This is a genomic window from Thermococcus sp. 5-4 (genome assembly GCF_002197185.1).
Lineage (GTDB): Archaea > Methanobacteriota_B > Thermococci > Thermococcales > Thermococcaceae > Thermococcus > Thermococcus radiotolerans.
Genome location: NZ_CP021848.1, coordinates 1,126,194 through 1,150,408 on the forward strand (window position 1 = coordinate 1,126,194; position 24,215 = coordinate 1,150,408).

Annotated in this window: 31 protein-coding genes; 14 read left to right on the top strand and 17 right to left on the bottom strand. The window is 57.0% G+C overall.

What is annotated here, in order from left to right; translation table 11 throughout:
- Positions 1 to 10: 10 nt before the first annotated feature.
- Positions 11 to 1,405: an acetate--CoA ligase alpha subunit gene (acs, locus tag CDI07_RS06185; RefSeq protein ID WP_088180781.1), complete on the bottom strand. Its 1,395-nt coding sequence runs from the start codon at positions 1,403 to 1,405 to the stop codon at positions 11 to 13.
- Positions 1,406 to 1,604: 199 nt separating this feature from the next.
- Between acs and CDI07_RS06190 the strand changes: the two genes are divergently transcribed.
- Positions 1,605 to 2,093 carry a phosphate-starvation-inducible PsiE family protein gene (locus CDI07_RS06190; RefSeq protein ID WP_088180782.1) on the top strand — a complete coding sequence of 163 codons (489 nt, stop codon included), beginning with the start codon at positions 1,605 to 1,607 and terminating at the stop codon, positions 2,091 to 2,093.
- A 49-nt stretch (positions 2,094 to 2,142) separates the two neighbouring features.
- Positions 2,143 to 3,168, top strand: a complete 1,026-nt coding sequence (gene fen, locus CDI07_RS06195) for a flap endonuclease-1 (protein WP_088180783.1) — start codon at positions 2,143 to 2,145, stop codon at positions 3,166 to 3,168.
- A 14-nt stretch (positions 3,169 to 3,182) separates the two neighbouring features.
- On the opposite strand, the gene CDI07_RS06200 is transcribed toward fen, so the two are convergent.
- From CDI07_RS06200 to CDI07_RS06220, 5 genes are all read right to left on the bottom strand, one after another.
- Entirely contained in the window at positions 3,183 to 4,082 is a 900-nt protein-coding gene (locus tag CDI07_RS06200) for a transcription initiation factor IIB (protein ID WP_088180784.1), read from the bottom strand.
- Between the two features lie 38 nt (positions 4,083 to 4,120).
- Positions 4,121 to 4,399, bottom strand: a complete 279-nt coding sequence (locus tag CDI07_RS06205) for a hypothetical protein (RefSeq protein ID WP_088180785.1) — start codon at positions 4,397 to 4,399, stop codon at positions 4,121 to 4,123.
- A 15-nt stretch (positions 4,400 to 4,414) separates the two neighbouring features.
- Positions 4,415 to 4,753: a DNA-binding protein gene (locus tag CDI07_RS06210; protein ID WP_088180786.1), complete on the bottom strand. Its 339-nt coding sequence runs from the start codon at positions 4,751 to 4,753 to the stop codon at positions 4,415 to 4,417.
- Positions 4,754 to 4,860: 107 nt separating this feature from the next.
- Entirely contained in the window at positions 4,861 to 5,313 is a 453-nt protein-coding gene (locus CDI07_RS06215) for a 30S ribosomal protein S19e (protein WP_088180787.1), read from the bottom strand.
- A gap of 2 nt (positions 5,314 to 5,315) precedes the next feature.
- Entirely contained in the window at positions 5,316 to 5,732 is a 417-nt protein-coding gene (locus CDI07_RS06220; protein WP_088180788.1) for a YhbY family RNA-binding protein, read from the bottom strand.
- 94 nt (positions 5,733 to 5,826) lie between these two features.
- Between CDI07_RS06220 and CDI07_RS06225 the strand changes: the two genes are divergently transcribed.
- A complete protein-coding gene (locus CDI07_RS06225; protein WP_088180789.1) occupies positions 5,827 to 6,432 on the top strand; it encodes an asparagine synthase-related protein in 606 nt (201 codons plus the stop codon).
- 32 nt (positions 6,433 to 6,464) lie between these two features.
- Positions 6,465 to 7,232: a hypothetical protein gene (locus tag CDI07_RS06230; RefSeq protein WP_088180790.1), complete on the top strand. Its 768-nt coding sequence runs from the start codon at positions 6,465 to 6,467 to the stop codon at positions 7,230 to 7,232.
- 9 nt (positions 7,233 to 7,241) lie between these two features.
- On the opposite strand, the gene rpl18a is transcribed toward CDI07_RS06230, so the two are convergent.
- The 7 genes from rpl18a to CDI07_RS06265 all read right to left on the bottom strand — a co-directional run bounded on the left by rpl18a (position 7,242) and on the right by CDI07_RS06265 (position 12,285).
- On the bottom strand, positions 7,242 to 7,472 hold the full coding sequence (rpl18a, locus tag CDI07_RS06235; RefSeq protein WP_014013577.1) for a 50S ribosomal protein L18Ae: 231 nt from the start codon (positions 7,470 to 7,472) through the stop codon (positions 7,242 to 7,244).
- A 17-nt stretch (positions 7,473 to 7,489) separates the two neighbouring features.
- Positions 7,490 to 8,176 carry a translation initiation factor IF-6 gene (locus CDI07_RS06240; RefSeq protein ID WP_088180791.1) on the bottom strand — a complete coding sequence of 229 codons (687 nt, stop codon included), beginning with the start codon at positions 8,174 to 8,176 and terminating at the stop codon, positions 7,490 to 7,492.
- Between the two features lie 27 nt (positions 8,177 to 8,203).
- On the bottom strand, positions 8,204 to 8,473 hold the full coding sequence (locus CDI07_RS06245) for a 50S ribosomal protein L31e (protein WP_088180792.1): 270 nt from the start codon (positions 8,471 to 8,473) through the stop codon (positions 8,204 to 8,206).
- A gap of 10 nt (positions 8,474 to 8,483) precedes the next feature.
- Positions 8,484 to 8,639 (bottom strand): 50S ribosomal protein L39e, encoded by a 156-nt coding sequence (locus CDI07_RS06250; protein ID WP_088180793.1) that lies wholly within the window; start codon positions 8,637 to 8,639, stop codon positions 8,484 to 8,486.
- A 119-nt stretch (positions 8,640 to 8,758) separates the two neighbouring features.
- On the bottom strand, positions 8,759 to 10,447 hold the full coding sequence (locus CDI07_RS06255) for a methylmalonyl-CoA mutase (protein WP_088180794.1): 1,689 nt from the start codon (positions 10,445 to 10,447) through the stop codon (positions 8,759 to 8,761).
- Positions 10,448 to 10,534: 87 nt separating this feature from the next.
- Complete coding sequence (locus CDI07_RS06260; RefSeq protein ID WP_088180795.1) at positions 10,535 to 11,350, bottom strand: ABC transporter permease; 816 nt, start codon at positions 11,348 to 11,350, stop codon at positions 10,535 to 10,537.
- A complete protein-coding gene (locus CDI07_RS06265; protein WP_088180796.1) occupies positions 11,347 to 12,285 on the bottom strand; it encodes an ABC transporter ATP-binding protein in 939 nt (312 codons plus the stop codon). Before CDI07_RS06265 ends, CDI07_RS06260 begins: the two co-directional genes overlap by 4 nt.
- Positions 12,286 to 12,349: 64 nt before the next feature.
- Between CDI07_RS06265 and CDI07_RS06270 the strand changes: the two genes are divergently transcribed.
- From CDI07_RS06270 to CDI07_RS06290, 5 genes are all read left to right on the top strand, one after another.
- On the top strand, positions 12,350 to 13,234 hold the full coding sequence (locus CDI07_RS06270) for an MBL fold metallo-hydrolase (protein ID WP_088180797.1): 885 nt from the start codon (positions 12,350 to 12,352) through the stop codon (positions 13,232 to 13,234).
- A gap of 371 nt (positions 13,235 to 13,605) precedes the next feature.
- A complete protein-coding gene (locus CDI07_RS10185; protein ID WP_168169245.1) occupies positions 13,606 to 13,761 on the top strand; it encodes a hypothetical protein in 156 nt (51 codons plus the stop codon).
- A 111-nt stretch (positions 13,762 to 13,872) separates the two neighbouring features.
- Positions 13,873 to 14,358 carry an Hsp20/alpha crystallin family protein gene (locus CDI07_RS06280; RefSeq protein ID WP_088180799.1) on the top strand — a complete coding sequence of 162 codons (486 nt, stop codon included), beginning with the start codon at positions 13,873 to 13,875 and terminating at the stop codon, positions 14,356 to 14,358.
- A gap of 112 nt (positions 14,359 to 14,470) precedes the next feature.
- Entirely contained in the window at positions 14,471 to 16,858 is a 2,388-nt protein-coding gene (locus CDI07_RS06285; protein WP_088180800.1) for a CDC48 family AAA ATPase, read from the top strand.
- An 85-nt stretch (positions 16,859 to 16,943) separates the two neighbouring features.
- On the top strand, positions 16,944 to 17,432 hold the full coding sequence (locus CDI07_RS06290) for a transposase (RefSeq protein WP_088180801.1): 489 nt from the start codon (positions 16,944 to 16,946) through the stop codon (positions 17,430 to 17,432).
- A 16-nt stretch (positions 17,433 to 17,448) separates the two neighbouring features.
- Here the strand turns inward: CDI07_RS06290 and CDI07_RS10190 are convergent, their stop codons facing one another.
- Positions 17,449 to 17,598: a hypothetical protein gene (locus CDI07_RS10190; RefSeq protein WP_168169246.1), complete on the bottom strand. Its 150-nt coding sequence runs from the start codon at positions 17,596 to 17,598 to the stop codon at positions 17,449 to 17,451.
- A gap of 64 nt (positions 17,599 to 17,662) precedes the next feature.
- Between CDI07_RS10190 and CDI07_RS06295 the strand changes: the two genes are divergently transcribed.
- On the top strand, positions 17,663 to 18,061 hold the full coding sequence (locus CDI07_RS06295) for a M67 family metallopeptidase (protein WP_088180802.1): 399 nt from the start codon (positions 17,663 to 17,665) through the stop codon (positions 18,059 to 18,061).
- A 2-nt stretch (positions 18,062 to 18,063) separates the two neighbouring features.
- Here CDI07_RS06295 and mobB read toward each other — a convergent pair whose 3' ends face one another.
- Together mobB and CDI07_RS06305 are read right to left on the bottom strand one after the other, a co-directional pair.
- Complete coding sequence (gene mobB, locus CDI07_RS06300; protein ID WP_088180803.1) at positions 18,064 to 18,798, bottom strand: molybdopterin-guanine dinucleotide biosynthesis protein B; 735 nt, start codon at positions 18,796 to 18,798, stop codon at positions 18,064 to 18,066.
- Positions 18,799 to 18,807: 9 nt separating this feature from the next.
- On the bottom strand, positions 18,808 to 19,023 hold the full coding sequence (locus tag CDI07_RS06305) for an LSm family protein (RefSeq protein ID WP_088180804.1): 216 nt from the start codon (positions 19,021 to 19,023) through the stop codon (positions 18,808 to 18,810).
- A gap of 62 nt (positions 19,024 to 19,085) precedes the next feature.
- Here CDI07_RS06305 and CDI07_RS06310 point away from each other — a divergent pair, with 62 nt between their 5' ends.
- Positions 19,086 to 19,913: a hypothetical protein gene (locus CDI07_RS06310; protein ID WP_088180805.1), complete on the top strand. Its 828-nt coding sequence runs from the start codon at positions 19,086 to 19,088 to the stop codon at positions 19,911 to 19,913.
- On the opposite strand, the gene CDI07_RS06315 is transcribed toward CDI07_RS06310, so the two are convergent.
- On the bottom strand, positions 19,897 to 20,604 hold the full coding sequence (locus tag CDI07_RS06315) for a 6-hydroxymethylpterin diphosphokinase MptE-like protein (protein ID WP_088180806.1): 708 nt from the start codon (positions 20,602 to 20,604) through the stop codon (positions 19,897 to 19,899). The two genes, CDI07_RS06310 and CDI07_RS06315, sit on opposite strands and share 17 nt — an antisense overlap.
- Before the next feature lie 129 nt (positions 20,605 to 20,733).
- Here CDI07_RS06315 and CDI07_RS06320 point away from each other — a divergent pair, with 129 nt between their 5' ends.
- Genes CDI07_RS06320 through CDI07_RS06330 form a run of 3 tightly spaced genes read left to right on the top strand, consistent with a single transcriptional unit; the run spans position 20,734 to position 24,214 of the window.
- A complete protein-coding gene (locus tag CDI07_RS06320) occupies positions 20,734 to 22,287 on the top strand; it encodes an ABC transporter substrate-binding protein (protein ID WP_088180807.1) in 1,554 nt (517 codons plus the stop codon).
- Between the two features lie 48 nt (positions 22,288 to 22,335).
- Positions 22,336 to 23,355, top strand: a complete 1,020-nt coding sequence (locus tag CDI07_RS06325) for an ABC transporter permease (protein ID WP_088180808.1) — start codon at positions 22,336 to 22,338, stop codon at positions 23,353 to 23,355.
- 10 nt (positions 23,356 to 23,365) lie between these two features.
- Complete coding sequence (locus tag CDI07_RS06330) at positions 23,366 to 24,214, top strand: ABC transporter permease (RefSeq protein WP_088180809.1); 849 nt, start codon at positions 23,366 to 23,368, stop codon at positions 24,212 to 24,214.
- Position 24,215: the final 1 nt, after the last annotated feature.

Consider the following 24,215-nt stretch of genomic DNA (forward strand, 5'->3'; position numbering starts at 1 on the left):
AGAAAGGAAATCACTCCTTCTTCTGCCTGGCCTTCCAGTTGCTCCAGCGGTAGAGCGCTGCCAGAGCCTTTATGGCCCTCTCCGGCTCCGGATAGGCCGGAATTCCTTCCTCGTTGAGCATGTCGATGGCTTCCTTGGCCTCTATGCCGCCGACGATGGCAACGACGAGGGGCTTCTTCCTGCCGCTCTCGTTGTACTCGCGGATGACTATCTTGGCCAGGTCGCGCGGGTCGAGGACTGCAGTCTGGCAGTAGAGGACGGCTATGGCGTGCATGTTCGGGTTGGCGAGTGCGTCGCGAACGGCACCCTCGTAGGCCTCGGCGCCCGCCATGCCGGTGAGGTCAACCGGGTTCTTGTAGGAACCGAAGGGCGGCATGTGGTTAGCGAAGACCTTGAGGTCCTCGAGGTTGTCGTAGAGATGCAGCCCCTCCTCCTCGGCCGCATCGGTGGCCATAACTCCGATTCCGCCACCGTTGGTGAGTATGACGACGTTCTCTCCCTCAGGCTCCGGAAGGTTGCTCAGGGTCCTAGCCCAGTCGAAGGCCTCGCCTATGGTGAGTGCCCTGAGAACACCGCTCTGCTTGAAGGCGGCCTCGTATATCTTGTCGGCGCCGGCGAGGGAACCGGTGTGGCTCGCGGCAGCCTTAGCACCGCGCTCGCTCCTTCCGGCCTTGATGATGATAATCGGCTTCTCCTTGCTGACCTCCCTCGCGACGTCCATGAAGCGCCTTCCGTCCTTGACGCCCTCCATGTATATGAGGATTGCCTTGGTGTTGTCGTCGGTCTTGAAGAACTCGAGCAGGTCGGCGTCGTCGATGTCGCTCTTGTTTCCGACACTGACGACGGCCGAGAGACCGACCTTCTCAAGGATGGTCCAGCCCATGAGGGCTATTCCCAGCGCGCCGCTCTGGCTGATGAGGGCCAGGTTGCCCGGCATGACGTCGGTCGGGCCGAAGGTGGCGTTCATCTTGGCGGGGGTGTAGACGACACCGAAGATGTTCGGGCCGAGGATTCTCATGCCGTACTTGTGGGCGGTCTCGACTATCTGCCTCTCGACCTTCTTGCCCTCCTCGCCGAGCTCGCCGAAGCCCGAGGTTATGATCGGGAGGACCTTAACGCCCTTCTGCCCGCACTCCTCGACGACCTGCGGAACGAACTTGGCCGGAACGACGATAACGGCCATATCGACCTCGTCCGGAACGTCGAGGATGCTCTTGTAGGACTGGAACTTCCTCCCGTTTATCTCGATCTCAACACCCTTGACGTTGACTGGGTAGATTTTGCCATCGTAGCCGTACTCAACAAGGTTTCTCATAACAGCGTATCCTATCTTGCCCGGTTTCTCAGAAGCGCCGATGACGGCGATGCTCTTGGGTCTGAAGAGAGCCTCCAAGTTTCCATCCATCTCAATCACCTCATCCGTAATGAAAGTCACAGTTTCACGTCCGTAAAACGAGTTATAACTTTTCTCTTCTCTTTTTGACGATAGGAAACTCGACGGACGTTAAAAGCACCGAAGGTTGGACACCGTTGATTTAAAACCCACCCTGAACTCCAAAATTCTTATTAATCCCAACGCCCAAACCAATGATTCAGGTGATAGCGTGAGGACTTTCGGAAGCAGGGCCGAGCGAAGGGCGCTCCGGCTGCTGAGCGTTCTATTCGATTTCGTCGTGATAGCCCTGGGAACATTGACCATGCTCTACGTCGTCAGGATGATAATAGATCTGGCGATAAACTCACTCATTCACTTCGCCCCCGAAGATGCGCTCCAGGGCATAGTTCTCATCCTAATATTCCTGGAAATCTTCGAGATAATCGTGATGTACATCATCTATCACCATGTTCCGATGAAGAACGTAGTGGAGATAGGCGTGCTGGCGCTCGTGAAGGAGCTCCTCATAACCCTAGACCTCACGGAACTCGGCTGGCAGGTGCTCCTCGGCATGGCGGCCCTTATAGCCGCGATGGGCTGGGTGTACACCAGGGAGAGGCAGAGGGAGGATAATTACAACAGGTTCCTCATAGAGCGGGGCATCACGGAGAAGGACGTGGACGACCTGACGAAGACCCTGGATGAGGCAAAGGAATAGGCAAACTCTAAATAGGCCCGCGACGTTCTTTTCATCAAGGGGTGATGGTATGGGCGTACAGATAGGCGAGCTCGTTCCGAGGAAGGAGATAGAACTGGAGAACCTCTACGGGAGAAAGGTCGCAATCGACGCGTTCAATGCGATATACCAGTTCCTCTCGACCATAAGGCAGCGCGATGGGACGCCGCTCATGGACTCCCGCGGGAGGATAACCTCCCACCTCAGCGGCCTCTTCTACAGGAACATCAACCTCATGGAGGCCGGAATAAAGCCAGCCTACGTCTTCGACGGGAAGCCCCCGGAGTTCAAAAAGAAGGAGATAGAGAAGCGCCGCGAGGCGAGGGAAGAGGCCGAGGAGAAGTGGTACGAGGCTTTGGAGCGCGGCGACCTCGAGGAGGCCAAGAAGTACGCGATGCGTGCGACCAAGGTAAATGAGCAGTTGATAAACGATGCCAAGAGGCTCCTTGAGCTGATGGGAATCCCCGTGATCCAGGCTCCGAGCGAGGGTGAGGCCCAGGCCGCTTACATGGCCGCTAAAAAGAAGGTCTACGCTTCCGCGAGTCAGGACTACGACTCGCTCCTCTTTGGAGCCCCCAGACTGGTGAGGAACGTCACGATAACCGGCAGGAGAAAGCTCCCGGGAAAAAACGTCTACGTTGAGGTCAGGCCGGAGCTGATAGTTCTGGAGGAGGTTCTCAAGGAACTCGGCATAGACAGGGAGAAGCTCATAGAGATGGCCATACTGGTCGGCACGGACTACAACCCCGGCGGAATAAAGGGAATCGGACCGAAGAAGGCCCTCACCATCGTTAAGCGCACAAAAGACCCGCTGAAGAAGTACAACAAGGACAGCGAAGTCGACCTCTACGCGATAAAGGAGTTCTTCCTGAATCCCCCAGTCACCGACGAATACGAGCTCAAGTGGCGCGAGCCGGACGAGGAAGGAATTCTAAAGTTTCTCTGCGACGAGCACGACTTCAGCGAGGAGAGGGTAAAGAACGGACTTGAGAGGCTGAAAAAAGCCGTGAAAGCAGGAAAGCAGGCCACGCTGGAAAGCTGGTTTGGGAAGCGCTGACCCTTTTCTTTTCCTCAAACCGGAATCTTCAGGTTGAGTTTCTCGACGAGTTCCTTATACCTGTTCCTCACGGTGACCTCGGTGACGCGCGCGACCTCTGCGACCTCCCTCTGGGTTCTCTTCTCGTCCTCGAGAAGGCCCGCTATGTATAGCGCGGCCGCGACCAGGCCTGCGGGGCTCTTCCCGCTCGTGAGGCCCTTTTCGTAGGCCTCGTCGAGAATCGTCACGGCCCTTCTCCTGACCTTCTCGCTGAGTCCGAGCTCGTCGGCGAACTTGTTGACGTAGTCGGTTGGCTTGACGAAGAGCTTCTTCGGTGTGAGGTTGAGGTTTCTCGCTATGAAGCGGAAGCTCCTGCCTATCTCCTTCTTGTCAACGCGGGATATGTCGGCTATCTCGTCGAGGGTCCTCGGAACCTTGAGGAGCCTGCAGGCGGCGTAGACGCACGCTGCTATAACGCTCTCGATCGAGCGTCCCCTTATGAGGCCCTTTCTCACGGCCTCACGGTAGAGCCTTGCCGCTTCCTCCTCGACGTGCCTGGGAAGCTTGAGCTGGGAAGCAATTCTATCCAGCTCGCTCAGGGCAAAGGCCAGGTTACGCTCGGCGGCATCGCTCACGCGGAGGCGGCTCTGCCACTTCCTCAGGCGGTACATCTTCTCACGCATCAAACCGGAAAGGTTCCTGTCGATTCCAATATCTGTTGAGAGACCCTTATCGTGGAGGAGAATGCTCTCGGGGGCACCAACTCTCGCCCTCTTCTCCCTCTGGCTCGCGTCAAAGGCGCGCCACTCGGGACCCATATCTATGACGTTCTCCTCGATAACGTAACCGCAAACCTTACAGACGACCTCTCCCCTACCCGGGTCGTAGATGAACTCCGTTGAGCCACAAACCGGGCAGACCCTACGCTTGCTCACTCAAACACCCCCAACCGGCCGGCTATTTTATAAAGCCCTTATAAACCTTCTCCTTTTTTCACAACGTAGCGGAGTAACCAGGCGAGGTCCTCGCGCTTGAAGGTTATCCGCTCCAGAACGCGGACGTCCCAGTCGTCCTCAACTATGTTGGCATAGATCCAGAGGAAGACCGGATCCTCGTCCGTCCCAACGTGGAGGTTCTTGTAGAGAACGTCAACGGTTCCATCCTTGTTCTTCTTAACCGAGACGGCCTTCCAGGTTTCGAGACTGACCTCTCCCTTTTCGTCGAGTATTTTTATTATCTCCCTGGCGTCCATGGGAGCACCTTCTGGCTACCACTTGATCTTGAAGTCCCGCCTCGTTCTGGCGTCTATCTGCGCGAGTATCTTCTTCAGCTTGGCGTCGTCTATCGGCTCCCTTATCTGTCCGGCCTGGTAAAGCTGAACGAGAACCAGCTCAACCTGTCTCGCCAGTTCGGGGCGAACCAGCTTCACCCTACCGAGCCTCTCCCTGGCGTCCTGCGTGAGAATTCTCCTCATTATGGCATCAAGCTGGGCCTCAAGCTCCATCTCCTGCCTCAAAGCCTCTTCCTGGGCCTTCTGCTGCTCGAGGTACTTCTTCTGCAGTTCCATGAGCTTGCGCTTTCTGATCTCCTCTATGTCCTCGGCCATCCTCTCACCCCCACCATAGGGTTAGACCTCCGGTTAAAAAGGTATTGGGTTTAATAACCTGGGAAAGGTATCGCCAGAAACTAACAAGGGGAAAAGGGCCAAGGCCCTCAGTACTTCTTGAGCTCCGGAATCTGCTCCTCAAGCTCCTTCTTGAGCTCGGTGGCGATCTTGTCGAGGAAGCTCTGTCCCTGCGGGGTGACGATCCTGCCCTCGCCCGGAACCTTCTGGACGAAGCCGGCAGCCTCAAGCTGCTGGAGGGCCTTCCTTATGATGCTCCCTCCGGCCTTGTAGAAGTGCTCCGGAGCGTGCCCGCGGTTCTTCCTGCCACCGTACCAGGTGCGGAGCCTCTCGATGCCGACCGGGCCATCGATGTATATCTTCCTGAAGATGCTGGCAACGCGGTAGTACCACCAGTCATCCTGCTCGGGGATGCGCTCCTTGTGTCTGCTGGTCTTGACGAACGGGGCCCACTCGGGCGGCTTTATGGCCTCGATCTCCTTGAGCTTCTGCGCAGTCCTCTCAACGAGCAAATCACCGGGAACGTCATAAACTGTCGCCACTTTCAATCCCTCCCCTTCTTGAATTTCCTCCTGAATTGAGCGATATCGAGCCTGACTTTCTTAACGGGCTTCTCCTCCCGCTTTTCCTTCGAAAGCTCCTTTCTCTGGAGCTTCCTTAAATACTTTTCCCAACCTTCCCTCGGTTTGAACAATATAAACCTTTTGCCGCGAACCTCGATGAGTTCGCTGTCCGTCATCTCCGCTACCTTCTCGGCAAGCTGGCGCCTGTCAAGCTCGGTGCTTATGAGCGCCCCCTTCCTTATCTCAACCTTCAGTATCCCGTCCTTCTCAAGCTGGGTGTTTATCTCCTCTATGACACCCTCATCCAGCCCTCTCTTACCTATCCAGGCTCTCGGAGGGATGTCGTAGTATCTCGCCCTTATGGCGCGTCTCACCTTTCCGGGTAAGCGTTTCTCCATCTCTCTCACCTCTTAGCTCTCGCGGTCAAGCACTTTAAAAAGGTTGGCCTTTTAAAGGTGTTGGCAACAATCACCGATGAAACGGGGTGAGGCTATGCTCGTCCATCATCTCTACTCCGGCGGCAAGGACTCAAGCCTGAGCGCGTGGATTCTAACCAGACTCGGCTACGAGGTGAGATTGGTAACCGTCAGCTTCGGCCTCCTCGACAACTGGAGCTTCGCCAGGGAGACCGCCGAAAGGCTGGGCTTCGAGCACCAGATCGTCTATCTGCCAAGGGAAATCCTGGAGAAGGCTGCGGATATGGCACTCAGCGACGGCCATCCGAACAACGCGATTCAGTTCATTCACGAGAGGGCCCTTGAGGCAATAGCAGCGATGCCTGAAGTCGAGCGCGTGAGCGACGGAACGAGAAGGGACGACAGGGTGCCTTTCCTCGACCTGCCGAAGGCCCGCTCCCTGGAGGACCGCTTCAACGTCGCTTACATACGACCCCTACTCGGCCTCGGCTACAAGACGATACGCGAGCTGACGGAGAAGCTCTTCGTCGTTGAAATCAAGGAGAGTGAGGAGCTCCAGAAGGCGGACTACGAAGTCGAGCTGAGACACCTGCTCCGCGAGAGAGGAGTTGACCCGCTCAGTATCTTCCCGAAGAGGCACTACCAGTCGAGGGTTCTCGGCTGGAGGGAGAAAGGGATTTAAATTTTCTTTCCCACTCATCTCGGGGACGTCGAATGAAAATCCTCACGGTTTCAGGCGGTAGATTTCTCCCAGGCAGGGCCAGAAAACTTGTCGAGGAAATCTCCGGGAGGATCGAGGTTCTCGAGAACGCGGTCCTGTTCCCTGAGAGCGTCGAGGCCGAATACGGAAGGTTCAACGCGGCAAGTTCCGTCCTTATAGGCCCCAGGATAGGAGGGAGGGGTTCCAAGTACTACACATCGGCCTGGCTCTTTGATACATCAAGAAAGTTCGTGCCAGAGAAGAGCGTCCTCTCCAGGGAGCTCCCATTAACTCCGGCCGAATACAGGCTTGAGCTCGACGTCCCCGGCTCAGGAAGGATTGAGCTGCCCGGATACAGGCTCAAAAACGGGGTTCTGCTTCTCTACATCACGCCGAGCTACAGGTTTACGTTCCCCAGCGACGTCATGACGGCAGGAGCCCTGGAGGACTACGCCCAGGTATCGCTCAAACCCCTGGAAAACGGCTTCGAAGGTGAGGTCAGCATGAGCCTCCAGAAGGCCGATTACGTTGACCTCGCCCTCTTGGGTAAGATGGTCGAGGACATCGTCTTCTTCGGTGACGAACCTGGGAGGTTCAACTACGAGTTCCCGAGCGAGCCGATTCTCGTGGTGTCCCACGAGAAAATCCTCGACCCACCGAAGCTCCAGAAGGCCATGAACGGCCTCTCCACGGTGAGCGGACACGGAAAATTTACGCTCAGGCTCAGCGTTGGAAAGGCGAGGGAAGAAATGGAGTTCTCCGTCGGGCTGGGGGTAGAATAGAAAAGGAAATCAGAGCCCGCTGAGCTTTCTGACTATCGGGTTCTCGGCCTCTTCAGGTTTTATCTCCTCGACGCTCTCGATCCATATCTTGTTCCTCGGAACGCGGTGCTTGCTGCCGACCTCGGAGTAGAGTATCTCAACGACGTCCTCGGCCTTGAGGCCGCGGTATTCCCTGGTGAACCTCTCCCTCTTTCCGTTCCTCTCGAAAACGCCCTTAACGCGGAAGACCTTAACCTCCATAGCTCACACCTCCATCATCAGTCAAGGAAGCCCAAGGCTTCTTCAATCTTCACTATCTCAGGTCCCGTGGTCAGGTGCCCAACGACGACACCGTGAGAGTTCGCCAGCATGCAGGAACCGACGAAGGGAACACCCATGTTGGCGGTTCCGACATAGATATCAACCTTGAACAGGTCGCGGAGCCACTCGAGCTCCTCGTCGGTTGCTTCGGGGTGGACGAGTCCGCCCCTGTTTGTAACAACTCCAACGCTTCCAACCGCGTGGAAGTCACCTATCATGCCCCTCTCAACCTCGACGCCGAGTATCTCCTCGAGCCTCTTGGCCTCCTCGCGGGTGAACTTGGCGCTTATCAGCGCCGCCCTGTCGTTGGCGAGGATGAGGTTGCCAAAGGCCGTGAGGGTGCTCTGGAACGGGACTATCTCGGTGTCAATCCCGTGCTCCTCTAACTGACCGTTTATCCTCTCCAGCTCGGCGTCCCAGACGTACCAGGGGACGACTATCGCGTTGGAGTTCCCGGCCGCGAATATACCCACTATGCGCGACTTCATTATACTCGTTTCAATGAGCGGAACCTTGAGAACCTCCCTGAGAACCTCGAGCTTCTTCTCGCCGAGGCCCTCCCTGATAAGGGCTAACCTGTCGGTGGCGGTGCCGTAAACGCCCAGGTATGGAGAGTTCTCAAAATCGAGCCTTTCTATGTGCATCTCGTCACCTCGTTAAATTAAAAGTAATCAGGCGAGGGAGACCTTGGCAATCCTCTTGCCCTCTTCCTCTTCGACAACGACCTTAACGCGGAGCTTGTTGGGCGGCTTCTCGGCGCCCCTCTCCCAGAGCTTCTCGTTGACGTCGGTGCCGATGACTACCTCGTCGGCCTTGGCGTGCCTGGCTATCCACTCGCGGACGAAGCGAGCCGCTCTGGGGGCCCTCTTCCAGCGCGGAACGCGCTTCTTTATCTTCTTGATGGGAACGACGAATATGACTTCCTCTCCGGGCTTAATCATCTAAATCACCTCACTCCTTGAGCTTGGTCCTTCTCCACATCCTTCTCTTCGGGTGGGTCATGACCTCCCTGTTGGTCTTGACTATGACCCAGACCGGAATGCGCCTGTTCTGCTTGGCGGCTTTGGCAAGTCTGAGCTTCTTCGCAAGCGGCTTGTTTCTCGCCATAACTACACCTCCCGGGATTATCATGATGCCTGTTGATGCTTTGGCTATCCTTTTTTAAGCTTTTTCGTGGGGTTTTAAGGTTTTCCGCGATGGAAATAAAGGGGAAGAAAAGCTCATCCTCAGAATATCAGCGGTGCCCTGTACTCGCCCCAGACCTCGCGGAGAACGTCGGTGACCTCTCCGAGGGTCGCGAGGTGCCTGTGGGCCTCGATGATGTAGGGCATGAGGTTCTCGTCCTCGGTTTCCGCCGCCTTCCTGAGCTTATCGAGGGCCTCCTCGACCTTCTTGTTGTCCCTCTCTGAGCGGAGCTTCTTGAGCCTCTCGATCTGCTTCTCCCTGATGCTCGGGTCTACCTTGAGTATCTCGACGTCGAGCGGCTCGTCGACGATGAACTCGTTGACTCCGACGATGATGCGCTTCTTCTCCTCGACTTCCCTCTGGTACTTGTAGGCGCTCTCCGCTATCTCCTTCTGGATGTAGCCCCTCTCGATGGCCCTCATCATGCCACCCATCTTCTGAATCTTCTCGATGTACTTGAGGGCCTCCTCGTAGATGTGGTCGGTGAGCCACTCGATGTAGTACGAGCCTCCGAGCGGGTCGATTGTGTCAACGACGCCGCTCTCGTAGGCGATTATCTGCTGGGTTCTGAGGGCAATTCTGACGCTCTTCTCGGTCGGGAGGGAGAGGGCCTCATCGTAGGAGTTAGTGTGCAGGCTCTGGGTTCCACCGAGGACGGCCGCGAGGGCCTGTATCGCAACGCGGACTATGTTGTTCTCCGGCTGCTGGGCAGTGAGCGTTGAGCCGGCCGTCTGGGTGTGGAAGCGCAGGAGCATTGAGCGCGGGTTCTTGGCGTTGAACCACTCCTTCATGATGTATGCCCAGAGCCTTCTGGCGGCCCTGAACTTGGCTATCTCCTCAAGGAAGTTGTTGTGGGCGTTGAAGAAGAAGCTCAGCCTTCCAGCGAACTTGTCAACGTCCATGCCCCTGTCTATGACAGCCTTAACGTACTCGATACCGTCGGCGAGGGTGAACGCAACCTCCTGGACGGCGTTGGCTCCGGCCTCGCGGATGTGGTAGCCGCTTATGCTTATCGGGTTCCACTTGGGGACGTTCTCGGCACAATACATTATGATATCCGTGGTCAGCCTCATGCTCGGCTGCGGCGGGAAGATGTAGGTTCCCCTGGCTATGTACTCCTTCAGAATGTCGTTCTGGACCGTTCCGCGGAGCTGGTTCTGGGCAACGCCCTGCTCCTCGGCAACGAGGATGTACATCGCAAGGAGGTTAGCCGCCGTCGAGTTGATGGTCATGCTCGTCGAAACCTTGTCGAGTGGGATTCCGTCGAAGAGAATCCTCATGTCCCAGAGGGAGTCGATTGCCACACCGACCTTTCCGACCTCGCCCTCGCTCATCGGGTGGTCGGAGTCGTAGCCTATCTGGGTCGGCAGGTCGAAGGCGACGCTCAGGCCGGTCTGTCCCTGCTCGAGGAGGTACTTGTAGCGCCTGTTGGATTCTTCAGCGGTTCCAAAACCTGCGTACTGCCTCATCGTCCAGAACCTACCGCGGTACATGGTTGCATAGACGCCGCGGGTGAACGGATACTCACCGGGGAAACCGAGCTTTTCGAGGTAATCCCATTCCTCGCCTAGGTCGGCGGGGGTGTAAACGCGCTTTATCTCAAAACCGTCATCGGTCATGAACTTCTCCTTTCTCTCGGGCCTCTTCTCGATGAACTTTTTAACGGTCGTTTCGTCCCAGCGCTTTTCCTCTTCCCTAATCTTCGCGAGCTTCTCCTTATCGAAAGTCATGCCTACCACCTGCCCCTATTTGGGTCTCAGCCTATAAAAAGCTTTTACATAACTAAAGGTTGGGCTTGACGTTGGATAAATTATCCATCAGTCGGGGAAGTCGCGGCTTACTAGAACCGCCCAGGCAACGACCAGGAAGAGAGCCCCAACGGCACCGAAAAAGACGGCGGTGTAGGCGGAGTTCCCGACGAAGGCGCTTAAGTCAACCTTATCGAACCCGGCCTTCAGCAGAACCACCGTCTGGTAGCCAAGGGTGTAGCGCTCCGGGTTTTTGACGTAAGGAATCTGGGGCAGGAGGAACTGGAGGAGAAAGACTATCCCGAAGGTAGCCAGCGAGGCGTAGAGCGGGCGTGTTATGATGACCGAAATTAGCATAGCCAGTGCTCCGAGGGCGGCCAGAACTAGGAGCGTCGCTCCCATGGCGAGAAGGAAGTCGGGCAGGCCCTTCCAGAGACCGTTCGCGCCGGTGCCGTAAACGACCGGGTTGTAGAGCCAGATGACGGTGTAGGGAACCCCGAAGAGAACTGCGAGGGCACCGAGTCCGGCGAGGAACTTGGCTGTGACAACCTCGCTGAGCCTCACCGGCCTCGCAAGCAGCAGCCTTATCGTTCCCCTGTCTATCTCACCCGCGAGGAGGTCGCTCATGAGGATTATCGCGATGAGCTGGCCGATTATACCCAGCCAGTAGTTGGGGACCAGATCGAGCATGAGCGCCTGAAACGCCTTGAGCATGGCATCAACGCCAGTTCCTGACGCGTTCGGGCTGAGGAGGTAGATGAACGCGGGAAAGAACGTGACGAGGAAGAGAACCTTGAGCTTCCTCGAACGGATCAACCTCCGGAACTCGCTCTCAAAGACCACCCAGAGGGCGCTCTGGAAGGGTTTCACGCCTTCATCGCTCATTCCTTCCACCCCACGTTGAAGCGCTTCATCAGGATTCTCTCCAGCGGGCTCGTATGGGACTTGAAGAGCTTGAGGGCGAGTTTTTCCCTCGCTATGAACTCCGGCAGCTCAACGAAGAACCGCTCCGCGAACCTCTCGTCGAGCTTCACCCTGAGGATTCCCTCCTCTTCCCAGGCTTCCCTGACGTAGACCTTGTCCTTCAGGAACTCAAGGAGCTTCCCGTTGTCCGAGACAACAACGTCGTAATCCGTCCCCTCAACGTTCACCAGGTCTCTAACGCGCCCCTGTTCGATGAGCTGGCCGTCCTTGATCAGACCAACGTGGTTGCACATCCTCTCTATCTCGCTGACTATGTGCGAGCTTATGAAGATGGTCTTTCCGGCCTTGGCCAGCTCCAGAACCTTTCCGATGAACTCCATTCTTCCGAGGGGATCGAGGTTGCTCGTGGGCTCGTCGAGGATCAGAAGCTCGGGGTTTCCGAGGAGGGCCATGGCAAAGGTAACCCTCTGCCTCTGGCCGCTTGAGAGCTCCCTTATCCTGTTGAAGGCCAGCTTTCCAACTCCTGTGTAGGCCATCAGCTCCCTCGCCTGCTTTATTGCCTCTTCCTTGGGAAGGCCCATGAGGCGGCCCATATATGTCAGGAACTCGAAGATCGTCATGTCTTCATATGCGAGAGGCTTCTCGGGCATGTAGCCGACCTTCCGCATTATTTCAACCCTCTCACCCGGCATATCGAGGCCAAAAATCCTTATCTCGCCGTAGGTCGGCTTCAGCGCCCCGGTAAGCATCTTTATCGTGGTGGTCTTCCCGGCGCCGTTGGGGCCGAGAAAGCCGTAGACTGCCCCTTTGGGAACCTTAAGGTTGAGATGATACACAACGTTCATCCTGCCGAAGAACTTGGTGAGCTTCTCAGTCTCGATGATGTAAGTGGACATCTCAACACCCAGAGGAATATCGAAACGAAGCTAAATAAGGGTTTCGGGGGCTTATATTCAAGTAATGATAATAGGTAACGTCGGCCTCGACAGCTCGGCCCGCTTCGCCTTCCAGAGCCACGCCCACACCGACCACTTCGTCAGCGGCGAGGTTATCTACTCCACCAGGGCGACCAAGTTCCTCAGCCACCTCAGGAAGGGCGGCTTTTACAGGGAAATCGAGTTTGGAAAGGCCTTCTACCTCGGCGATTTTAAGGCAAAGCTCTACCCAGCGGGCCACATGCTCGGATCGGCCGGGATAAAGCTGTGGCTCGAAAACGGGACGCTGTTCTACACCGGCGACACCAAGTGGTTCAAGCTCAGAACGGCCGAGAAGAGCCGCTTCCCAAGGGCGGACTTCCTGGTAATCGAGGCCACCTTCGGCGTTCCGCACTTCACGTTCCCAACGCCGAGGGAGGCCGAGAAGAAGCTAATCGCCTTCGTCGAGGAAGCCCTTGAGAGGGGCAAGAGACCGGTTCTCTACGTTAACCAGATGGGGAAAGCCCAGGAAGTCATGAAGATACTCGACCTTCACGGCTACACCGTCAAAGCATCGAGGGAGATGATCAAGGTGGCGCGCGTTTATTCGAAGTTCGGCCTCTCCTTCGGCAACATCTCGGCCGATGGCGAGGTCGTCCTGCGTTCCTACCGCTCGCCCCGGGTTGAGAACTCCCTCTCCCCCTGGGAGCTTACGGTTTCCGGTTTTGGAACCCTCAAACTCAGCAACCACGCTGATTTCTGGGAGCTGATGAGGATCGTGGAGAGGGTAAACCCGGAGAGGGTTTTCACGGTTTACGGCTTCGCCGAGGAGTTCGCAAGGATTCTCCGGGGACTCGGCTACGATGCCCGGTCCGTGTCTCAGAATTCCGTCCTGGAGCCAATGGGCATGATGACAAAAACCCAATCCTAGCCGGACAAAAACTCAAACTTTTTCGTGTAGAAACATGAAAACTGAACGAATCTTCCAAAAATTCGGGCGAAAAACTAATATTTTTCAAAGTCCCATAGCTATGGTGGAACCCATTATCCAAAGATAGCATCACGCGGCAGTGCCCGAATCCCGCCCCGAAAAACAGGTCGGATGTGCCAACAAGCCAAAGGGGGTGGTAGTCAAGCGCCTCTTCCCCTTCTTTCACCTCCGGGGGTGAGCGGATGGAGGCTTTAACCAGACGAAGGTTTCGTCCGAAATGGGTAGCCGGACTGAGACCCCGGCTTGAGGAGGTTTTGAATAACGGAATCAGCAGGGGTTCTCTTCTCGGGAGGGGTCGAATAGTCAGCGATATGCTCGAGGTTACGGAGCTAGTCTTGGTGAACGAGTCCAGGGAAGTGGAGATCAGGGTTGAAGGAAAGGACGTGACGTTCGTGTACCCCCTCCGGGGAAACGAGAGCTTCGATGATGTGTACTACCCGCTCGTCCGCATGCTGAGCAACCTTTGATCTTTCCCATTCTCCGATTTTAGTCACCGATGCACATTAAAAGACGAAAAACTTTATAAACCTTGGGCTTTTAGTTACTACTGGTAACCAAAAGGTTGAGGGGGTGAGAGCATGGTCTGGAGGAGGGACCGTTACTGGGACCCCTTCGACCTGATGAGGGAGATTCAGGAGGAGATCGACGCCATCTTCAGGGACATCATGCGCGGACCGAGGCTCTGGAGCACCAGAGAGCCAGAGCGCTACGAGTTCGTGGGTGAGACCTGGCGCGAGCCCTTCGTGGACATCTTCGACCGCGGTGACAGGTTCGTCATAACGGTTGAACTGCCTGGAGTACGCAAGGAGGACATCAAGCTCCGCGTTACCGAGGACACCGTCTACCTCGAGGCCCAGGTGAAGCGCGAGAAGGAGCTTGAGACCGAGGGAGCGATAAAGATCGAGCGCTACTACAGCGGTTACAGGAGGGTCATCAGGCTCCCCGAGGAGGTCATCCCGGAGAAGACCAAGGCCCGCTACAACAACGGCGTCCTCGAGATAGAGATACCCAAGAAGGCCCCAAAGAAGGAGGAGGGCGAGGGCTTCGAGGTGAAGATTGAGTGACCCTTTCGTTGTTTCCATTTGCCGATCAAACCCGGCGTGGGCTTGTCCCGCAACCGGGTAAAATCAGACAACTCACGATCATCGGTCATGAAAAGTTTGGAGGTGGTGAAAGATGACCGAAAAGAGGGAAGTTAAGCTCAAGGTCGCCTCTGCTTACCAGAGGGACGTTGGAAGGGGAATAGTTAGGATAGACCGCAAGGCCATGCGCGAGATTGGCGTTCAGAGCGGCGACATCATCGAGATAATCGGAACCAAGAACACCGCTGCCGTCGTCTGGCCGGCCTACCCAGAGGACGAAGGGCTGGGCATCATCAGAATGGACGGAACCATAAGGAAGAACGCCGGCGTCGGCCTCGGTGACGAGGTTACGGTGAGAAAGGCCGAGGTCAAGGAAGCGAAGAAGGTCATCGTGGCCCCGACCGAGCCGATTCGCTTCGGCCACGACTTTGTTGAGTGGTTCCACAGCAGGCTCGTCGGAAGGCCCGTCGTTAGAGGAGACTACATCAAGGTCGGAATACTCGGCCAGGAGCTGACCTTCGTGGTCACCGCGACGACCCCGGCTGGAATAGTCCAGATAACCGAGTTCACCGAGTTCACGGTCAGCGAGAAGCCCGTTAAGGAGGTCTCCAAGACTGCCGCGCTCGGCGTAACTTACGAGGACATAGGAGGCCTCAAGGACGTCATCCAGAAGGTCAGGGAGATGATTGAGCTCCCGCTCAAGCACCCGGAGATATTCGAGAAGCTCGGCATTGAGCCACCCAAGGGTGTCCTCCTCTATGGCCCGCCGGGAACCGGTAAGACCCTCCTCGCAAAGGCTGTAGCGAACGAGGCCAACGCTCACTTCATCGCGATAAACGGCCCCGAGATAATGAGCAAGTACTACGGCGAGAGCGAGGAGAGGCTCAGGGAGGTCTTCAAAGAAGCTGAAGAGAACGCGCCGGCGATAATCTTCATAGACGAGATCGACGCAATCGCTCCGAAGAGGGAGGAGACCCACGGTGAGGTCGAGAAGAGGGTCGTCAGCCAGCTCCTCACGCTGATGGACGGCCTCAAGAGCCGCGGAAAGGTCATAGTCATAGGTGCAACCAACAGGCCGGACGCCATAGACCCGGCCCTCAGGAGACCAGGAAGGTTCGACCGCGAGCTCGAGGTCGGCGTTCCCGACAAGGCCGGCAGGAAGGAGATACTCCAGATACACACCAGGGGAATGCCCATCGAGCCCGAGTTCAGGAGGGGCAGGGTCATCGAGATACTCGAGGAGCTGGAGAGGAACGACGCCTACCGCGAGAGCGCCGAGAGGGCCCTGATGAAGGTCAAGAACGCGAATGATGAGGAGATTCCGGAGATACTCAGGAGCATAGACGAGAAGCTCTACGACGAGGTCAAGGCCAGGCTTATCGATGGACTCCTCGAGGAGCTGGCCGAGGTCACCCACGGATTCGTCGGTGCCGACTTAGCCGCGCTCGCGAGAGAGGCCGCCATGGCAGCGCTCAGGAGGCTCATCAAGGAGGGCAAGATAGACTTCGAGGCAGAGCACATACCCAAGGAGGTTCTCGAGGAGCTCAGAGTCACCAGGAAGGACTTCTACGAGGCCCTCAAGATGGTCGAGCCGTCAGCCCTCAGAGAGGTGCTCCTTGAGGTTCCGAACGTCCACTGGGACGACATAGGCGGCCTTGAGGACGTGAAAGAGGAGCTCCGCGAGGCAGTCGAGTGGCCGCTCAAGTACCCGGAGGCCTTCATGGGACTCGGAATCACCCCGCCGAAGGGCATACTCCTCTACGGTCCGCCCGGAACGGGTAAGACCCTCCTCGCAAAGGCTGTAGCAAACGAGAGCGAGGCGAACTTCATCGCCATCAAGGGACCCGAGGTGCTCAGCAAGTGGGTGGGCGAGAGCGAGAAGAACATCCGCGAGATATTCAGGAAGGCGAGGCAGGCTGCGCCAACTGTGATATTCATCGACGAGATTGACGCCATCGCCCCGCGCAGGGGAACCGACGTCAACCGTGTCACCGACAGACTCATCAACCAGCTGCTCACGGAGATGGACGGAATCCAGGAGAACAGCGGAGTGGTCGTCATAGCTGCCACCAACAGGCCGGACATCATAGACCCCGCCCTGCTCAGACCGGGTAGATTCGACAGGCTGATACTCGTCCCAGCGCCCGACGAGAAGGCCAGACTGGAGATATTCAAGGTGCACACCAGGAACGTGCCGCTCGCGGAGGACGTCAAGCTCGAAGAGCTGGCGAAGAAGACGGAAGGCTACACCGGAGCCGACATCGAGGCGGTGGTCAGAGAAGCCGCGATGCTGGCCATGCGCAGGGGACTGCAGGAGGGCATCATAAGGCCCGGCATGAAGGCCGACGAGATAAGGCAGAAGGTCAAGGTAACGATGAAGGACTTCGAGGAGGCCATGAAGAAGATAGGCCCCAGCGTGAGCGAGGAGACAATGGAGTACTACAGAAAGATTCAGGAGCAGTTCAAGCAGTCACGCGGTTGACCACGAGACCCAGCGTTCATGCGGGGCGAGGGGCCGAACCCCTCAACCTTTTAACTTTTGAGGCTGACTCTTCTACGGTGGTTCCATGAACGTTAGAAGGCTTGAGGTTCTTTTCGCGCTCACGCTGATTCTGATGATGTACATCTATCCTCTGGCCGTCGTAGGCCTCTGGCTCCTCATGGGGGAGCTTCCGGAGTATAAGGAGGCCATCAAAAGGTCGCTCATCGTTTTCATAGCTTCACTCCCCCTCTACGGAGCTAAGATAGTCCTTGGAATCTCTGGATGGAGCAAAACCCTTGGAATAACCCCTGTGGAAGCGAGCCCCGCGGTGATAAACACGGTCCATGTGGTCTTTCTTGTCCTGCAGTTCTTGAGCCTCTACTTCCTCTACCGCGCCCTCTCGCGGATGTCCGACGACACCGGTGCGGAGATGCTGAAGACGGGCGGGCTCATGCTCCTAGTTGCCATACCGCTTCACTTCGCCACGATAACCGCGTACTTCGTTGCAACGTGGATGGGGCTCATCCTGATAATCTACGGGCTTGAGCAGACGAAGGGACCGTTCAAGCATTAGGGGGAAGAAAAGGGAGTCACTCAAGCTTTTCGAGTTCGAAAACCCTTGCGTCCTTCCGCTTCATTTCCCTTATCGCCATCCTCCGCGCCTCATCGGCGCTGTCGGCGTGGAGGATAATGGTTTCACCGTGGTTTTCCCCACCATGGAGGGTAAGGGCCCATTTCATCCTATCACCGGCAAAGACCTCTCGGCGCTCCAAAACTTATAAGGTTAACGGGAAATTTCTTGACATGATGATGGTTATTCGCCGGGAAGATTTAAAGCGGATTATCAAAGCGGCGGAAAATTCGCGGATTGAAATATGCGGCATGCTCTTCGGCCGCAGGAACGGGGAGCGGATTGAAGTCGAGGAAGTCCGCTTCGTCCCCAACAGGCTGAACTCGCCCACCGCCTTCGAGATGGAGCCGGTCGAGATGGTGAATGCCATAGACCGGGCCGAGGAAAGGGGCCTTGAGGTTGTCGGCATCTTCCATTCCCACCTGAAGTGCCCGCCGAGACCGAGCGGCAGGGACTTGAGGGGCATGAGGCTCTGGCAGGTCGTCTGGCTGATAGTCGACGAGAAGGGGAACTACGGGGCATTTGTGCTGGAAGGGGACAAAATTCGGGAGGTATGGGTTGAGGTCGTCTGACTTCAATCGTCCCTAATCACGATCTCTATCCTTCTCCCCTCGCGGTAGCCCTTCATCGCCGAGAGCATTCCCTTTATCGTCTTCTCAACCAGCTCCTGCACCCAGTCCTTCATCGGCAGTACCTGGCCGTCTATTCTAACTGTCACCTTCGGCTTCTGACTCAGGACCACACAGTCCTTGGTCGTCTTCTCGCCCCTCACTATCATCCTCGCCATCTCGGCGCACTCAAAGCCGCAGAGGCCGCAGTCTATGTTGGGAAGCATGAATGCCCTCTTCTCCACCAAATCCGCGAGCCTCTCCGGCTCCTTGGTGCCGTCTATGACGGGAAGGCCCTCAACCTCCTCCACGCCGGCAGATGCTATAACGCCGCTCACCGCTATCGCGAGACCGTCATTGAGCTCCCTCACGTCCTCCTCGTTCCTCGCGCATATTACCTTGGGAACGTGCTGAATCGATTTGAATCCCTCGAGCAGGAGGAAATCGGCGGAAACCATCGAGAACAGCGCGTTGATGTCCTTGGCGTTGAAGAGGAGGGCATCTGTATCGTTCGCCCTTACCAGGACGGCATCGGCGACCTTTGAGAAGCGCCACGTATCGCTCCCTTCCCTGTCGAAGTCGGCGTGCATGCTCTTGGCCACCGCAACGCGGTAGCCCCTCTCCTTGAGGACCCTCGCAACGGCCTCAACCGTCGTCGTTTTCCCGCTCTTCTTGAAGCCAACGAAGGCGATGCCCCTCATTCCGATCCCTCACAGGAGCATTATCCAGTTGAGGTCGTCTATCTTCACCACGAGGGCCTTGGCCTTGTTCCCGGCTATGTCCACAACGTCCCTCAGGAGTATGACCTCCTCATCGAAGTCCTCCAGGATTCCGGTGAAGGAGTGCTCGTTGCTAACCGCTATCGCAACCCTCTTCCCCTTCCAGGTTTCAAGGGTCTTGTCGAGCAGGTACTGCTTCTCGCCCATGCGCTCACCTCCAGAAACCAAAAACCTATAAGGCTTTTAACCGTTTCCGGTTCGGTGATAGAATGAGGTTCGTCACGAAGAGTGAATCCGTAAAGAAATCGTTTTTCGAAGACCTGAGAAGGGAAGGCATCAAGTTCGAGCTTCATGAGAGACTCGGATACGAGGCGTTCGTTGGATATCTGCTCGAGGGGACCCTTGAGGAGATAAGCGCGCAGATAGACGTCATAGAGGGGGCCGACAGGGAGGCCCTCAGGGAGGGCTTCGTTTCGTTCAAGGAGAGCCTCAACCACATACTGGAGCACATCAAGGTCGGCGAGAGGTTCGAGACCCTCCTCCAGGAGGGCCCATGGGTGGCTGAACTCCTCGACCAGCTCACGAGGAACGGCGCCATAGACTACAGTGACGGCGTCATCAAGCTGAGGGAAGGCGTTGACGTCACGAAGCTCCGCTTCGAGTTCAAGTTCCCCTTCAACCTCGTCCACAGCCCCGAGAGCGCCGAGAGGATAGCCAAGCAGTTCGCCTTCGCGGACCTCACCATGGAGTACGAGTTCGAGATACTCGAGCTGGACATAGCCAAGATAAACACCCTCGGAAAAATCGCATCGCGCTACTTCCCCGAGGACTACCTCCTCAAGGTCTACTTCGCACTGATAGGCCGCTCGATTCTTTCAGGGGAGATACTCAAGTCCCTTGGCAACGAGAAGGTTCCGGAGGAAGACCTGGTCAAGGGATTCGTGAGGGCCTCACCCATCTCGATACCCACCGAGAAGGGAACCCTGGTCATCAACTACTCTCCAAAGGCTGTCGAGGAGGTCCTCCGCTTCCTCAAGAGGGCCGGCTACGTCGAGATAAAAGCCGGAAAGGTCAAGAAGCTCAAGGACTTGGTCTGAGGTACTCTATCCTCGCCTTCCCATTCTTATCCAGCCATTCCAGCAGTTCCTTCGCGAACTCGAACTTCTTCCTCTTGCTCTCCCATATTGGGGCGTGCTCCCTCAACCCGGGCTTGCTCCACCTCCCCACGGTTTCGCCGAAGTCGAAGCCAACCAGAACTATCTCCCTCGCGCCCAGTTCCTCGGCCAGAAAAGCGGCCCTGTCGCCGTCGGTAAAGCCGCCAAAGTTATAAACGATGTCCAGCGGTTCCGTCTGGGTCGTTCCCAGGACCCTCGAGAAGAGTGGCACGTAGGCGGTCAGTTTATCCACGTTGTCCCCATGGGCGTGAACTGCCATGAACGCTCCCCGGTCGTTCGCCAGCTTCAGGTCGGGAATCCTACCGTCAAGGTCGGAGACGATGATGTCCGGCACCATATTCTGCTCTAGGAGTGCGGAGGTTGCCCCGTCGGCGGCTATCAACGTCCCATCGGAGAAATCAAACTCCCGGAGGGCATCCCCCAGGCTGGGCCCGCAGCCGAAGACGTAGACCTTTTTTTCGACGACGGCCGCCAGCTCGTCCCGCAGGATGTACTCGTCCCCCTCAAGGAGAAGCGCCCTGAGGATTCTAGCGGCCCTTCTATCACCCTCAATCGAGTACCCCATCTCCCGAACGATGCGGAGATAGAAGGGCTTCCATTCTTCCCAGTCCATGGAGGAAGATCGGGTAGAGCATATATCAACTTTGTCCCCTCCCCAGGTTCGGACTTCGTCGGTTCGATAACGAACACTACGAAAGGTTTAAATCCATGGATGCTCGTAAATATTCATCGGTGACACCTTATGCGACGGCAGTACGCGACATTGGCTCTGGTGTTTTTGGTTGTTTTTTCGGTCGTGGCCAGCGGCTGTATAAGCGGCGGTGGCGGCGAAGAAAAACCAACGACGATAGTTATTGGAGTCACTGACAAGGTAACGGACCTCGACCCGGCGAACGCCTACGACTTCTACACCTGGGAGGTTCTCAACAACGTCATGGAAGGTCTGGTGAAGTACAAGCCGGGAACGCTGGAAATCGAGCCGGCTCTGGCGGAGAGCTGGGAGGTCAACGAGGACTCGACCGTTTGGACCTTCCACCTTAGGAAGGACCTTAAATTCGCGGACGGAACGCCTCTAACCGCAAAGGACGTCGTCAGGAGCATCGAGAGGGTAATGACCATCCAGGGCGACCCGTCCTGGCTCGTTACGGACTTCGTGGACAAGGTTGAAGCGAAGGACGACTACACGGTTGTATTCTACCTCAAGCAGCCAACCGCGTACTTCCTGGCCCTCCTCACGACCCCGCCGTACTTCCCGGTCCATCCCGACTACGCCCCCGACCAGATACAGAGCGACCAGACCGCCGGCGGTGCCGGCCCCTACAAGATAACCAAGTGGGTGCGCGATGAGGAGCTCGTTCTCGAGGCCAACCCGAACTACTACGGCGAGAAGCCCAAGACCGAGAAGATAATCATCAAGTTCTACCGCGACGCCTCGACAATGCGCCTCGCCCTCCAGAACGGCGAGATAGACATCGCCTGGAGGACGCTCAGGCCCAGCGACATAGACAGCCTGAAGAAGGACGGAAACTTCAACGTCATAGAGGTTCCGGGCGGATTCATCCGCTACATCTGCCTCAACACCAAGAACGACCCGACGAGCAACGTCAAGGTCAGGCAGGCGCTCGCGGCGGCCGTTGACAGGCCGGAGATAGCCCAGAAGGTCTTCATGGGAACCGTCGAGCCCCTCTACAGCCTGGTCCCGAACGGAATGTGGAGCCACAAGGACGTCTTCAAGACCGCCTACGGCGACGGCAACATAGAGAAGGCCAAGGCGCTCCTCAGCGAAGCTGGCTACTCCGAGAGCAACCCGCTGGAGATACAGCTCTGGTACACGCCGACCCACTACGGCGACACCGAGGCTGACCTTGCTCAGATACTCAAGGAGCAGTGGGAGAAGACCGGAATGATAAAGGTCACCATCAAGAGCGCCGAATGGGGAACCTACACCGACTACGCCAGGAACGGCCAGATGCAGGTCTACCTGCTCGGCTGGTATCCAGACTACCTCGACCCCGATGACTACACCACGCCGTTCCTCAAGACCGGCGCCAACAAGTGGGCCGGAACCGGCTACTCCAACCCGACGATGGACGACCTCCTGAGCCAGGCCCAGAGGCTCAGCGACCAGAACGAGAGGACGAAGCTCTACGAGCAGGTCCAGGACATACTCGCCCAGGACGTTCCCTACATACCGCTGATACAGGGCAAGCTCTTCGTGGTGACCCAGAAGAACGTCAAGGGAGTAACCATAGGGCCGGACATGATATTCCGCTACTCGACCCTCTACAAGGAGTGATTTCCTTCTTTCACTCCTTTTTGTCTCAATTAACGAAGGGGTGATAACGTGGCCAGGGGACTCGGTCAGTACATAATAATCAGGGCGCTCATGATAATTCCAACGATTCTCATTCTCTACACCCTCGTGTTCTTCTTCCTGAGAATCCTCCCCGGAAACCCCGTTATGGCCGTCGTGGGGACGAAGAACATTCCCCCGGAGCAGCTGGAGCACCTCATGCACATGGCCGGGCTCGACAAGCCCCTCTACGTCCAGTACTTCGACTACCTCAAGGGCGTCCTCCACGGCGATTTCGGGGTTACGCTGGCGTTCCCGATGGGGAAGCCCGTGTGGGACTACATAGCCCAGCGCTTCCCGGCGACGCTTGAGCTCGCCCTCTGGGCCTTCACCGTCAGCGTGCTCCTGGGCCTCCTCACCGGAGTGATAGGGGCCACCAGGAAGGGGACGAAGACCGACAGTGCCATGAGGGTCTACAGCATAATCGCCTACACGCTCTTCATACCCTGGTTCGGCATGATGCTCCAGTACCTCTTCGGCATCCACCTCCACTGGCTGCCCACTTCGGGCAGGCTCGATCCGGGGGTCAACCTCCACACGGTAACCGGCCTCTACGTCCTGGACAGCATCATCACCGGAAACTGGGACGCGCTGGTGAGCTCGGTGAGGCACCTGGTTCTGCCGGCGCTCACCCTCGGAATCGTCCTCAGCGGAGCGTACACGAGGCTGGTGAGGAACAACATGGTTGACGTCCTCAGCCAGGACTTCATAAGGGCCTACTATGCCAGGGGTGTTGCCGACAGAAAGGTCATGTGGTACGCGTTGAAGAACGCCTTCATACCCGTCGTTACCCTCATGGGACTCCAGTTCGCCATACTCCTCGGCGGTGCGGTTCTTACCGAGACGACCTTCAGCTGGCCGGGAATGGGAACGTTCCTCGTGGACAGGATAGACTACCGCGACTACAACGCCATCCAGGGTGCGGTGATATTCTTCGCATTCTTCGTCGGCATCATCAGCCTCATAGTAGACATAGTCTACGCGTTGCTCGATCCGAGGGTGAAGTACTGAGGTGGTCAAGATGGAGATAGCAGGAAAACTTACCGAGTTCGTCTTTGGGAAGAAGCCCGGCAGGGGCATGCTCATCTTCGGCATAATCATCGTCCTCATCGTGGTCATAATGGCGATCTTCGCCCCCTGGATAGCGCCCTACGACCCGACTCAGAGCAGCGACGACGTCTTCGCCCCGCCCAGCTGGGACCACCTCATGGGAACCAACAGGCTCGGCCAGGACATGTTCTCGAGGATAGTCTGGGGCTCAAGGGTCGTCCTCTACGTCGTATTCATAGCGACGCTGCTCTCGATGGCGATAGGAATTCCCCTCGGACTGCTCTCCGGCTACCACGGTGGAAAAATCGACAGAACGCTGAGCGTGATAATGGACAGCATCTACGCGTTCCCCGCTTTGATCCTCGCGATGGTCATCGCGGTGGTTCTGGGCCCGAGTCCGATAAACACGGCCATAGCGATAAGTTTCGTCTACGTGCCGACCTACTTCAGGATGGTTCGCGGGCAGACCCTCAGCTTCACCGGCCAGCTCTTCGTTGAAGCGGCCCACGCGATAGGCGCGAGGGACAAGGAGGTCATGTTCAAGTACATCCTGCCCAACCTCGCACCAACCATACTGGTAGTCTTCACCCTCAGCGTCGCTGATGCCATACTAACGGAGGCCGGCCTGAGCTTCCTGGGACTGTCGGTAACGCCGCCAACGCCCGACTGGGGATACGACCTGCGCGTCGGCCAGCCGTTCCTCCTCGACGGCTACTGGTGGCTGGTCTTCTTCCCGGGAATAATGATAATGCTCCTGGCCATGGCCTTCGCGCTGATAGGAGAGGCCCTCAGCGAGAGGCTCTCCCTTGGAACGAGGTGAT